Origin of the sequence: Paenibacillus sp. NRS-1781 (assembly GCF_050467745.1) — a bacterium.
GTDB lineage: Bacteria > Bacillota > Bacilli > Paenibacillales > Paenibacillaceae > Paenibacillus > Paenibacillus terrae_A.
The window spans coordinates 1-12,531 of sequence record NZ_JBITPI010000044.1; the positions used below are offsets into that span (position 1 = coordinate 1).

Sequence of the window (12,531 nt, forward strand, 5' to 3'; positions counted from 1 at the left end):
TCTTCTTCAAAACCTACCTGTTGAATGGCTGATTCAAATTCAGCGCGTTCTTCTTCAGAGTACCTCTGGTTTTATTAATTAAATTACTTATTATGGTTAATCAACAGACGTGTATTGTTTTATTTATTCTTTCTGGTATGGATCGTTAAGTTTATTTATTGTGTGATCTTTGAAAACTGAAAAACAACGGGAGTGGTCTATATTTCTAATGGGACAACTGTCATTCATTCGCGCAAACTATCTCTTTACCTTCAATTAAGGGGATTTATGCTGGTTGCGATTGGTGATGATTTGAAGAGTGATAGGAATGTTTATTTGTTTTGCTCTAGTGAACGCTTACAACAGGCAATGGCAGATTATAAAACCGACCATGAATTTCATGAGTATGCCAGCAGAATGCCAGTAAGGAGCTAAACTAATACATTCCAATCATTCTATTCCAACATTTGTTGATGTTTATGGCGAGAAGTATACAAATAAAATTTTAAATATGAAGCGAAGGATATTGGAAGGTGAAACTGATCCGAATACGTTTGTAGTTATTGATTTAGAGGCTTCACTCGGTAAATCGGTGGAAACAAATAAGATTTTGAGAAACTACATCGAGTCCTATCAGTTCACAGGTATCAATTATGGGAAGCCATACAGGAAGTTTTTGTTGGTGAAGCGGTTTGCTAAGGACGTTGAAGATTCAGAAAAGTACATAGGTAAAAATATTGACAGGTTGTACCAAGGATTTGGAGACAGTAGCGAACGAATTATAGGCAAAGGTCAGCATGTTATTGGGATTACAAGTGAAAGTTGGCAGAAGCATTATCGCCATAATCTTGAGGTTGTACAAGATTCGGATGTTCTCATTATTACGCATTCACGCTATAAAATGCTGTGTGAAGACGATGAACTAAGACGATGGTTCACAGAGGGCAGACACACACAAATCATAGACGAACGCATTGACTTCGATATTGCCAGTTTCAGTAGGTCGGAGTATAACAATCTATTTTCTATTTTACCGCATACTCTTCATCCCTTGTTGTATGATGCTGTCAGGGGTTTGCTTGATCAGGTTAATGAATGTGAACGAATGAAGACGGCTGAAGGGAAGAAACTTTCCAGCAGGGGAATTATCAAGTGCCATCCCAAAATAGATAGCTTGGAGCCTGTCTATGAGTTGTGTAAGGTCATAAATAAAAACAAAGCAGAGATTACCCGTGACAAAGGATTACCAGTCTATAATAATCTCAAAGGCATTGTGCAAAAACTGGAATTATTTTATAAAAACACATGCTATTACAATTATCATTCGCTTAGTGCATATAACAGAAAGCACAGATTGTTTTGTCTAGACAACAATGTAATACTAGACGCTAACGGACAAATAGACCATCTATACAGTGTGAAGAACGGGAATATCAAATTTATTTTGGATAAACAATCCAAGCTTATTGATCATTCAGGCTCAACGATAACACACATTAAATTCAGCACCAGCAAAAACAGCATTCATAAGAAGCTGAACACAGAAATCAATCAGAATGAATACTTTGAAAAGATAATAAATTTCATCAAGCGCAACTTTAAGTTTGATAAACGCTATTTGGTTGTCTTACATAAGGAGTTCGTGTCATCTGTTAACGGTGATGAAGGTGATTTTATTCGTCAACTCAGACAAATTGGATTCACGGATATTGCCATAGGGGATGAATATAATGGCGAATCTATATCAGTTAACTGGTATGGGAATCTAATTGGAAAAAATACTTGGCGTGACTTTGACTGTTGCTATTTACTTGGAACACCTAATCAACGTTTCGAGTCCCATATCATCCATTTGTGCCAGTATACAGATAAACACGACTGGAGAGTGTCGTTAGATATTATAAAGAAGGAGAAGGCTAGAGGCTTCAAAAACAGGAATTTAGAGAAAATCAGACAGTGCGATATCATATCAGAGATGTATCAGACTGTTAAACGTGTACAGCGTATTCCTAAACCCAAAGCAGAGATATACATAGTAACCAGTAGCGGAGAAGTGTTTAATAAAGTAGCCAAGCAATTAAAGGGGATTAAGATAGCTAAGCCAATTCCATTGGTTGTAGATGATTTCGTGAGCAAGCATGAATTAAACGGTGATGCAGGACTATCTACAAAAGCAACAATGACAGAGAGGATCATGGATTGGTTACTTAGCCAGCCACAGGGAACATATCCAAAGAGGGACATAGCCAAGCAATTTAATATTAAAAGTAGCCATTTTGCGAGACATTTCAACAAGGATTTAAGTCTGGTACAGACATACCTGAACACAAAACAGATTCTAATTGAATATCGTTCTGTCATTAGGTTGTAATGTCTAAGCTACTTTAACAATAAGATCAAAAGAATCTCCGCAAGCGCTACGCTATTGCTACGTCATCCAGTCACGGGGTGACTGTCTGTAATTTGGATTCTTGCACTTGATCAGATACTAATCTATCCATTCTCCCTATATATATTATATAAAAAAGTGGCGAGATTAAGAAAAAAGTGTTGATATCATTGAGTTTTTTGCATATTTGGTTTTGCAAGTTATGGCTGAAATTAGTGTGAAATAGGCTGAAACTTGCAAATCAGATGGCGAGATTGAGAAGTATACAAATGAACAATGTGGCGTATGCCATGCTGTAAATGTTAGAACACGACCCGCTAAGGGGAGTTTTCTAATCGTTATAGCTGCATAAGTAGCAAAAAGATTGGAAGCTATATTTTGATTTCTGTGTTTTGTTACATGAATTATGGGAATCAGGGTGTCAGATTAGTTGGCAGATGGGATAACAGAATAGGATGTATTTGGTCAAGATGGATTATTATTGACTCGTCTTTAGTGCATCCATTTTCTGAATAATTTACAGGGAATTAGATACTTCTTCATAGACAAGGTATTTGTAAGGGGAAGGACAATAACTGTTATTCATAGATACATCTATAGGGATTAGCGATAAAATTAATTTAGGGACTCATCTTTACGTTTTCCCATGCAGCAGCATAGACTTACCATAGAGGCGGTTTGTAGATTAGATGTAATGAAGTAGCCGACTTATTTTTATAATGAGGTGTAATCATGGACGGTAAAAAATTTGTTCTTATGCTTTTACTTTTTTGCTTGTTGGGTATTATAGGGCTAATGTCTTTAATCTACGGATTCATCTGGCTAGTATTCAATGGATAGCTTATAAAATCAACATTTGACATGGAAGCAGGTCAATTGAGTACAGATGGGATACATATTGAGTCGAAACAGTTTATTATGACAGCCATAAGGGATGAAGGTTATCCATATGAAGTTGTTAGGACGTTCTTAGACAATTATTATTGCTTAGACGATCTGGAAGCGATTTTAAAGCGTGTTTACGGTTAGGGAGTAGTTAGAAGTAGGTTAGCAAGTTAGAAAGGCTTAGAATTGGAATTATAGATTTTCAGCAGGTAGACAAACAAGGAAACGAAAACGGAGGTAAATATACATACATGGAAGAAGAGATGTTAAAAGCTTTAGGATCATATCCCCCACTTTTAGATGTAAATCATATTCAGGAAATACTTATGGTGGGTCAGGCAGCAGCCTACAACGAATTAAATTCTGGCAATTTCCCAGTGATGAAAGTAGGTAAACAGTTACGAGTAGCAAAGCCACTTTTCGCAAAATACATAATCGAATCATCCACTTATAGCAATGTATAACCATGTATAAAGAAAGAACACACCAAGCAATTAATTTTTGCAAATGTGTTCTTTCTTTATGATGTAGTGGTCACACACTGGTCACAAAACCTCAAAAAAACGATGAAATTCAATAAGGTAGTTTGTGACTAGATGAGAAGTAAGATAAGAAAAAACACTGATACATAAGGTTATTTGAGGTTTCATGAGACTACATGAAAAGCTTTTGCCCATGGAGCGTACATGGCTGCTTTTTGCCCAAACGGAATCTTTATTACGTTTCCAGCATCTTCAAGAGAGATTTTATTTTGTCGCCCAAATGCTGTGGATAAAACTGCAAAGGAACATACGGACGTTGAGCTGCTTTCAACGCCTTATATACATCGATTTGGCCATATCCGAAATATTTGTCATGCCCCGGTGTACCCAAATCAATCACGCTGTTCCTCATCAAATCCATGACTTCTTTGTTCGTCAGGTCGGGGTTGATGGAACGAACGAGGGCGGCAAGCGCTGATACATGCGGACTGGCCATTGAAGTGCCTGAGAGGGCAGCGTATTGGTTCCCCGGATACGTGCTTGCTATGCTTGCGCCGGGGGCCATAACGTCAACATAATCTCCGTAGTTGGAAAATGAAGCCCGGTGCATGGACGCATCTATGGCAGATACGGCAAATACTTCAGGATAGGCTGCGGGATAGCCAGGCCGTTCCGTATTATCATTTCCCGTGGCTGCGACTAATACAACATCCTTGTCATAGGCATATTTAATCGCATCGTGTAAAAATTCAGCTTGCGCATAATTACCGAGGCTCAGATTAATGACCTTGGCTCCATGGTCTGCAGCCCATATAATACCCTCTGCCACGGAATATGTGGTACCGGAGCCTGATTGATCGAGTACCTTGACTGGCATAACCTTGTTGTACCATGTCATGCCAGCAACACCCTCGCCGTTGTTCACAAGCGCGGAAATAATGCCAGCAACATGCGTTCCGTGACCGACGTCATCGTAAGGCTTTTCCTTCGGGCTGACTACGTTGTGTCCCGCTAGGATTTGGCCCTTTAGATCAGGATGGTCCATATCCACTCCCGTATCCACGACGGCTACGACTACATTTTTGCTGCCTTTGGATAGCGCCCAGCCCCGGTTGGTTTCAGTGGCCGGCAGATTCCACTGATAGCGGGAAAAGAGCAGGTCATTTGGAATAGAGACATCCGATGCTTTTACAGGTGTTTTTTCATTAGTCAGATACATGTAGTGAGGTTCTGCATATACCGGGTTCCACTTCTGCGAGAAATATTGCTGTAGCTCTTTGAAGCTCATGTTATTCGAATGGAACACATACGTATAACCAAGCTTTCGGCCTGGCTCACAGTTCAAATCTGCTGCAATTTCGCGTAATTGCCGTTGATCAGGATTTTGGCGGAAGCGAACGACAATTTCATTTTCAAAATAATGGCTCGCATTTTCATTGTCATGACCCGTTTTGACGGTAATATCATGCAGTGTGTCGGGATGTACAGATTCGATTTTGTAGCTGCCCTCCTTCGGGTATGGGATCAGACGCAGGTTTTTACGCTGATGCTTTTCCACGTCACGAAGCACTTGCTGGCTGACCAGCGCGGCAACGCCGTATGTCCCGTCAGTCGATGGCTCTGCCATGACAAAATATTTTCCACCCTCTGCCTGAAAAGCAGCGGACTCGTAAGATTTATTTTGCAGGACGGAACGGCGAGCCGCAGCCAGGCTGTTTTTGACTTGAATGTGATTAAGCAGACGAGGTTGTGCCTTGCTGCCTGTGTAGGTAGTGCTCTTCCCTTCATGTGTATTGATCCACTGTAGCGTGTGAAGATGACTGTGCGACTGCTGAAGCTTGCGGGCAAAATGCTTTTTCTGATCATTAGTTTTATCATTCAGTTCTCGCATTACGTATTCAATATCCTGTCTGGCATCCATGCGAGTGATGGTATCCGTAGCGGACAAGTCCAAAGCCAACATTCCTTTTTTGAGCTTCTTTTCCTGCTGTGGCACCATTTTTGCCGTATATTCGGGCTGTGGTGTGTGGCGGTGATCTCGGGAAGGCAGCATCAGGGTGATGATAAGCACCCCGGCGGCTGCTCCGATCAGGGGTTTTAACCATTTTTGCCGAGACATGGGACCGTCCTCCTTGGGAGTTTATGAATTTATGGTTTAGCGTGAGAAGGTTGGCATGTTTTTATACCTTTCAATCCTTATTTGTGTTAGGATAAATACTGAAAATTACAGCTCTTTCGGTTAGAAGGATCTATTTTCGGGTAACCAAATTGATGAACAAGCAACAAATAAGGGGGAGCTGCATTAATGTCAGCAGTCAACGTACAAAAATTATGTGAGTCTGCGCAGGAGAAACTGAAATCTGCCGTGGAACGGGTGGAAGCATTCCTTAATGAACATGCACTGCCGGAGCTGGCTGTGGATCGCAGTGAGGAGTCTGTACTCTTTTACAAAGGCTTTTTGTCGGATCTCCGCCATGTCCTTGTTTTTTCTGAAATATCTTATGAAAAGCTGGGTGTGGCTTTGCGCCGTGCCAACTTTGACGTCGATTTTGCGGAAAAGGCATTGTATAACGTTTACCATGACTGCGTGAACAGCTTTTTTTATCCCAAAAATGAATCTTACGCAGAGGATGGACGCTACGCTTATACGGGACAAGATGCTATACGCTTCCGTAAAACGCCAGTAACGCCCGCCCGCGAAGTGATCATGGACATTACGAAAAATTTTGAAGAATTGCGCGATGATCTTGCTTATTATGAAAGTGATTATTTGACTCACCGCCGGATGCAGACTCGCCGTACACATGCATAAGCATCTAGCCAGATATTTCTAAAAAACAAAAACATACGAGACAAGCAAGCCGTTTCCTGTTTGCTTCCTGCCAGTTCGGAGGAGGTGCCGGAAACGGTTCTTTTCGTATGTCACCAACTGCCATATACCATGGCGCATAGGTGAACGCTACGGAGGAGACAATGAATCCGAGGTGATAATCATGAGCCAAGAGGCCAAGCCAATAGTCAAATGCAGCGTAGCCAATTGTCATTATTGGGGAGAAAACAACTTGTGCAAGGCAGATTTGATCATGATAGAAATTGACAGTCATGCCGGGAAAAAATTTGATGAAGAATATGCGGGTGAAAGCTTCAGCTCAGCCGAACGTGAACAGGCTGCAACATCTGCTGCAACCTGTTGCCACACTTTCAAACCAAAGTCTCTGTAAAGTTCATACCACGAATCATTACGTAATTGGAGGTGCAGTGTATTATGGAGGGTCATGAAAATGACAAGCATCGAGACGAAGGGCATTTTAGCCGTGAGCGTGTGGATTATCCCCGTCGTATTCAAGAACGTTATGCCAAGCGTCGCAATCACCAGGAGGAATATGCGGCTGAGGTAGCTCCAGGCTCACCAGCCGTGACTCGGCATGAGGACAAGGATGAGCAGCATGTCATAAGCCAAAGTGGACGTATCTCTGGCTATATTGGTCTAGCCGCAGGAATTGCTGCACTGTTTATGTGGTCTATTGTTCTGGGGCCTATTGCTGCGGTGTTGGGCTTTTTTGCTTATGTAAATGGTAACAAAACAACAGGTATTTGGTCGATTGGACTGGGTGCGCTGGCGACATTAAGTTACTTTGCTTTTATTCCATTTGTTCGCTGATCTCGTGAAGGCACGAAAAGCCAAGTGATCGCTTGCTCTGTTCGAGTAAATTATAAGCGATCTATTCTGTATTGACACAGTACCATGAAGCTCCGCTGTCAATTCGACGATGCGGAGCTTTTTTCCTTAAAAAGTATGGCAGTACATAGCAAAACGTTGTATCATAAGCAGTAATGATAGGCTGTTTGGGATATAACAACTAAAGAAAGTTGGGAATGCCACATGCAAATAGATCCGCGCGTGTCCAAGGCCATAATAGATACGCAGTTGTTGAGTAATATAGGTGCTACAGCACAAACGGGTACAACGGACGCTTTTTCCGGATTACTTGAGCAGGCAGGACAGTTGGAGACAGATGATGCTGCAGCTCGTGTAAATTCAGGGGACGTTACAAGGGATGAAAATGGGTTGCTCTGGCTCCAATTGGGACCCTCGAGGGGAACGATTTCGCCATTGGCGGTATATCCTGCTTCCAGCACAGCAACCGATGGGCCGACCAAACCTACAGCTTATGATGATTTAATTAACGAGGCCAGCAATAAATACGGGGTTCCGGTGTCGCTGATTAAAGCGGTCATTGATACGGAATCTTCGTTTAACCCGCTGGTCACTTCTTCAGCTGGAGCCAAAGGGCTTATGCAGCTTATGGATGCTACGGCCCAGGGATTGGGAGTTAGCGATGCGTATGATCCTGCACAAAATATTGATGCCGGAGTTCGTTATTTGTCTTACCAGATTAAGCGTTTTAATGGACAGGAAAATATGGCCTTGGCAGCTTATAATGCAGGCCCCGGACGGGTACAGCGATTGGGCGTGAACAGTGACGAGCAGTTGATGGCTGTGATGAACATGCTTCCGGTAGAAACGCAAAAGTATATTACCAAAATACAGAATGCACGTGAAAAATATACGTTTTAAGCCCTGTAGCTTATAAAGAAAAAAACAAAATTTTAATCAGACAGATCCGCAGGTGGGATCAATATGGGGAACGGGTGTCACTGTGTAATGCAGTGGCCTTTCCCTGTTTTGGTCTTTTTTTTGTTGTAGAGGTTGCAGTGCAGAAAGGGGAGTTTCATGAAGTATTTTGATTATGCAGCGACAACTCCACCTTTTGAAGAGGTGATTACGACGATTGCTGAGGTGATGAGACTCCACTATGGCAATCCGTCCTCAATGCATCGGTATGGAGAAGATGCGGATAAGCTGCTTAAGCGTTCCCGGGAGGTTTGTGCTACAGCTTTGGGGGTGCATCCGGCGGAGATTGTGTTCACATCCGGGGCAACGGAAAGCAACAATCTCGCTATTAAAGGAGTGGCCTTGCAGTATCAGGCCAGAGGCAAGCATATCGTTACGGTGTCGACGGAGCATCCGTCCGTGTATGAAGCTTGCAGACAACTGGCAGACCTCGGTTTTGAGGTCACATTTTTGCCCGTTGATGCGGAAGGGCATGTCAGTGCCAAGCAGGTATGTGCAGCTATCCGTAAAGACACGATTTTAGTCAGCATTATGCATGTCAATAATGAGACGGGAAGGGTACATCCGTTGCGTGATATCGGAGTAGCGTTGAAGGAACAGTTCCCGCGTGTACTGTTCCATGTTGATGGTGTGCAGGGCTATGGAAAGCTTCCTGTGGATATCCGGGGCTGGAGGGCTGATCTGTACAGCCTGTCCGCACATAAGCTGCGCGGTCCCAAAGGAGCCGGACTACTTTTTATTCGGGAAGGTGTGGAGCTTTTCCCACTGCTTAGTGGAGGCTCTCAGGAACAGGGATTTCGTGCAGGTACGGAAAATGTTCCGCTGCTCGTCGGTATGTCCAAGGCGGTCCGGCTCGCAGGAGAGCGGCAAGCAGAGGAAGCGCAGCGTATGACTGGGTGGAGAGATCGGCTAGCCACGGAAGTGAAGACGATCCCGCAATTGCTATTGAATAGCGGGGAGGAAGCGCCGCACATTGTCCATTTTTCGTATCCGGGTATGAAGGCAGAGGTGCTGCTGCACACGCTAGAGCAATTGGGCGTGGCTGTTTCGACCCAATCGGCTTGTTCCTCCAAATTGGCCGAGCCTAGTCGGGTATTACTGGCGATGGGTCGCAATGAGGCGGAGGCGTCCGGTGGCATTCGGATCAGCTTCGGTGATGAACATACAGAACAGGATATTGACGAGCTTATTCTCGCGCTCCACCAGGCTGTGGCACAATTGGAATCCCTTGAAAGGTGGAAACGTTAAAATGCACTATGACATGCTGTTGCTTCGCTTTGGCGAATTTACATTGAAAGGGAAAAACCGTGCCCGTTTTGAAAAGGCGGTACTGAATCACGTGAAACTGTTGCTCAAGCCGTTTCCCGGCGCTTCTTTGCGTAAGGAATTTGGACGGATTTATGTCGTTCTCGGGGGAGAGTCTTATGAGAAGATCATCCAAGTATTGCAAAAGGCGTTTGGTATCACCACCATCAGTCCTGTTAAAATGGCTCCTGTTGAGCTTGACACGATTATTGAGACCGCTGTAGCCTTGATGCGTGAGTTGAATCCGACGGAAGGAACGACTTTCAAGGTAAATGCTCGCAGGGTGTGGAAAGGATTTGCCCATTCATCACATGAGATGAATCATTTGATTGGTTCGCCGGTACTGCGCGGGTTTCCAGTGTTAAAGGTCGATGTTCGTCAACCGGATATCGAGCTACGGGTGGAAGTCAGAGAGCAGGCGGCTTATATATTTAGCGATATTATTAAGGCTGTAGGAGGCTATCCGTTAGGTACAAACGGCAAAGCTATGCTGCTGCTCTCGGGCGGAATCGACAGTCCGGTAGCGGGATGGTCCTCCATGCGCAGAGGATTGGAAATCGAATGCGTCCATTTTTACAGCTACCCGTTTACGAGTGAGCGTGCGAAAGAAAAAGTTATTGACCTGGCGAGGGTATTGGCGGGTTACGCGGGACGCATCAAGATTCATCTCGTACCTTTTACGGAGGTGCAGACGGCTTTTACACGTACTGGACAGGATAATCTAATCATCACGCTGATGAGACGGTCCATGCTGCGTATTGCTACGATGCTGGCGGAGCGTGAAGGCGCACTGGCGCTTGTGACGGGTGACAGTCTAGGCCAAGTAGCCAGCCAAACCTTATCGAGCATGAATGTGATTGGGCGTTCGACCGAATTACCGTTGCTGCGTCCTCTCGTGATGATGGATAAACAGGAAATTACGGAAATAGCCAAGCAAATCGGCACATACGATCTATCTATCCTGCCGTATGAGGATTGCTGCACATTGTTTGTTCCCAAATCCCCAACGACCAATCCTAATTTATGGGTTGTTCAAAAGATCGAAGCCTCTATTCGGGATTTAAATACGTTGATTGAGCAGGCCGTGGCTACAACGGAGACTGTTGTTCTTGAGGCAGATGGGGCTATAGAGGGACGTCAAGAGGAAGTTGTGCAAGAGGATTGGTTTTAAAATCTTTTAAGATGCTGCGTTTAGCGGTATATAAAAAGGCAGATCCATCGACTATTGTCGGGTCTGCCTTTTTTAGATTATAGATATACAAGTATTTTTCTTAAAATTATTTCAAAACGGCTTTTTTTCGACTGGATATGGCTCTGCGGTTTTGAAGATAGCCTGTGAGCAAAATACCAACCATCACTGAGGCAATAAACAGGACACGCAGCGCGGGATGTGCGGTAAAGTATGGCTCCAGCTTGCGTTCCTCGGTAATCATATTGGAGGCAGTATAGCCAAGCACAGCCGAGCCCAAATAGATGATCCACGGGAACTTGTTAATAAGCTTGATGAAAAGAGTGCTTCCCCATACGACAATCGGCACGCTGATCAGCAGACCGAGCACCACCAGTATCAAATGCTGCTGGGCAGCGCCTGCGACGGCAATCACATTGTCCAGTCCCATGGCTGCATCAGCTATAACGATGGTACGGATAGCCCCCCATAAAGTCGTTCCTGCTTTGACTTCGGCGTGATCCTCCTGATCTACCAGCAGCTTATATGCGATCCAGATCAGCATTACACCCCCGACGAGTAACAGCCACGGCACTTGAAGCAGCCAAAGCACAACAATCGTGGCGGCTATACGAATGAGTAGAGCACCTCCGGTACCGTACAGAATCGCTTTTTTTTGCGGTTCGGGCGGTAATTTCCGGGCGGCAAGTCCAATGACAATAGCGTTATCTCCTGCAAGCAGAAGATCAATAAATATCACATTAAGCAGTAGCCCAAAAAACTGAAATCCGGACATGTCAATCGTTCTCATCTCCCTGATTAAACAACGTTTCAGTATGCTCTGTTTATGATTAATACCCGTTTTTCGGAAATACGATTCATTATATTGCTGTTTGCTACTGATTTCAAGGATTATGCTCAACTAATCGGGTATTGATTTTTAATAAATGATGGCACACAGCATAGCCTCGTCCTATTTCGCATACAAGTAGCATGGGGGTGTTTGTACACATGGAGCATATCATTTTGCTGTTAAAAATATTAATGATCAATTTGGTGTTAAGCGGTGATAATGCGGTTGTTATAGCCATGGCGAGCAAAAACTTGCCTGCAAGGCAGCGGAGCCAAGCAATATGGTGGGGAGCGCTCGCCGCAGTTGTCCTGCGCTGTGTATTGACTTTTGCAGCTGTCCTTTTGCTGGGCATACCCTTTATTCAGGCGGCGGGCGGTCTGCTTCTGTTATGGATTGCGTTTAAGCTGCTTTATGAGAATAACGATAATGTGGGAGTAAGAGCAGAAACAACTATATGGAAGGCTATACAGGTGATTCTGGTGGCGGATTTTGTGATGAGTCTCGATAATGTATTGGCTATTGCAGCACTTGCAAATGGGGATATCGCCATCATTGTCATCGGTATTGCGATCAGCATTCCAATTGTGGTGTGGGGGAGCAACGTTATTGCAGTCTGGCTTCACCGTTTCCCTGTACTTGTTTTACTCGGATCTGGAATATTGGCTTTCACGGCAGGCGAAATGCTACTGCGTGATCCCAAACTGGAAGCATGGTTAACTGGGTATGGGGAAGTTTTACATTCATGGTTACCGGGGTTGCTGGCCATCGTAGTTGTAATAGCAGGATTGTATCAGCAGTTGCGAGCCCGCCGTATTTGAACGTAGTTTTTTTGGA

Annotated in this window: 12 protein-coding genes; 10 read left to right on the top strand and 2 right to left on the bottom strand. The window is 44.0% G+C overall.

The features are described 5' to 3' along the window. Positions 1 to 192: 192 nt before the first annotated feature. The 3 genes from ACIFO6_RS15620 to ACIFO6_RS15630 all read left to right on the top strand — a co-directional run bounded on the left by ACIFO6_RS15620 (position 193) and on the right by ACIFO6_RS15630 (position 3,717). Positions 193 to 414: a DUF5659 domain-containing protein gene (locus ACIFO6_RS15620; RefSeq protein ID WP_430041717.1), complete on the top strand. Its 222-nt coding sequence runs from the start codon at positions 193 to 195 to the stop codon at positions 412 to 414. A 76-nt stretch (positions 415 to 490) separates the two neighbouring features. Continuing rightward, complete coding sequence (locus tag ACIFO6_RS15625; RefSeq protein ID WP_430041720.1) at positions 491 to 2,350, top strand: hypothetical protein; 1,860 nt, start codon at positions 491 to 493, stop codon at positions 2,348 to 2,350. Between the two features lie 1,154 nt (positions 2,351 to 3,504). Continuing rightward, positions 3,505 to 3,717 (top strand): DNA-binding protein, encoded by a 213-nt coding sequence (locus ACIFO6_RS15630; protein WP_430041723.1) that lies wholly within the window; start codon positions 3,505 to 3,507, stop codon positions 3,715 to 3,717. A 253-nt stretch (positions 3,718 to 3,970) separates the two neighbouring features. Here ACIFO6_RS15630 and ACIFO6_RS15635 read toward each other — a convergent pair whose 3' ends face one another. After that, positions 3,971 to 5,854 carry a S8 family peptidase gene (locus ACIFO6_RS15635; RefSeq protein ID WP_430041725.1) on the bottom strand — a complete coding sequence of 628 codons (1,884 nt, stop codon included), beginning with the start codon at positions 5,852 to 5,854 and terminating at the stop codon, positions 3,971 to 3,973. Positions 5,855 to 6,040: 186 nt separating this feature from the next. On the opposite strand from ACIFO6_RS15635, the gene ACIFO6_RS15640 reads away from it, so the two are divergent. From ACIFO6_RS15640 to thiI, 6 genes are all read left to right on the top strand, one after another. Beyond that, positions 6,041 to 6,547 carry a YpuI family protein gene (locus tag ACIFO6_RS15640; RefSeq protein ID WP_430041727.1) on the top strand — a complete coding sequence of 169 codons (507 nt, stop codon included), beginning with the start codon at positions 6,041 to 6,043 and terminating at the stop codon, positions 6,545 to 6,547. Positions 6,548 to 6,728: 181 nt separating this feature from the next. After that, positions 6,729 to 6,956 carry a DUF1540 domain-containing protein gene (locus ACIFO6_RS15645; RefSeq protein WP_430041729.1) on the top strand — a complete coding sequence of 76 codons (228 nt, stop codon included), beginning with the start codon at positions 6,729 to 6,731 and terminating at the stop codon, positions 6,954 to 6,956. A gap of 44 nt (positions 6,957 to 7,000) precedes the next feature. Continuing rightward, positions 7,001 to 7,396 (top strand): hypothetical protein, encoded by a 396-nt coding sequence (locus ACIFO6_RS15650; RefSeq protein WP_430041731.1) that lies wholly within the window; start codon positions 7,001 to 7,003, stop codon positions 7,394 to 7,396. A 222-nt stretch (positions 7,397 to 7,618) separates the two neighbouring features. Further along, positions 7,619 to 8,314: a lytic transglycosylase domain-containing protein gene (locus tag ACIFO6_RS15655; RefSeq protein ID WP_430041733.1), complete on the top strand. Its 696-nt coding sequence runs from the start codon at positions 7,619 to 7,621 to the stop codon at positions 8,312 to 8,314. Positions 8,315 to 8,470: 156 nt separating this feature from the next. Beyond that, on the top strand, positions 8,471 to 9,619 hold the full coding sequence (locus ACIFO6_RS15660) for a cysteine desulfurase family protein (RefSeq protein ID WP_430041735.1): 1,149 nt from the start codon (positions 8,471 to 8,473) through the stop codon (positions 9,617 to 9,619). 1 nt (position 9,620) lies between these two features. Beyond that, on the top strand, positions 9,621 to 10,847 hold the full coding sequence (thiI, locus tag ACIFO6_RS15665; protein WP_430041737.1) for a tRNA uracil 4-sulfurtransferase ThiI: 1,227 nt from the start codon (positions 9,621 to 9,623) through the stop codon (positions 10,845 to 10,847). 106 nt (positions 10,848 to 10,953) lie between these two features. Here thiI and ACIFO6_RS15670 read toward each other — a convergent pair whose 3' ends face one another. Further along, entirely contained in the window at positions 10,954 to 11,655 is a 702-nt protein-coding gene (locus ACIFO6_RS15670) for a TerC family protein (RefSeq protein WP_430041739.1), read from the bottom strand. 200 nt (positions 11,656 to 11,855) lie between these two features. On the opposite strand from ACIFO6_RS15670, the gene ACIFO6_RS15675 reads away from it, so the two are divergent. Next, positions 11,856 to 12,515 carry a TerC family protein gene (locus ACIFO6_RS15675; RefSeq protein WP_430041741.1) on the top strand — a complete coding sequence of 220 codons (660 nt, stop codon included), beginning with the start codon at positions 11,856 to 11,858 and terminating at the stop codon, positions 12,513 to 12,515. Positions 12,516 to 12,531 lie beyond the last annotated feature (16 nt).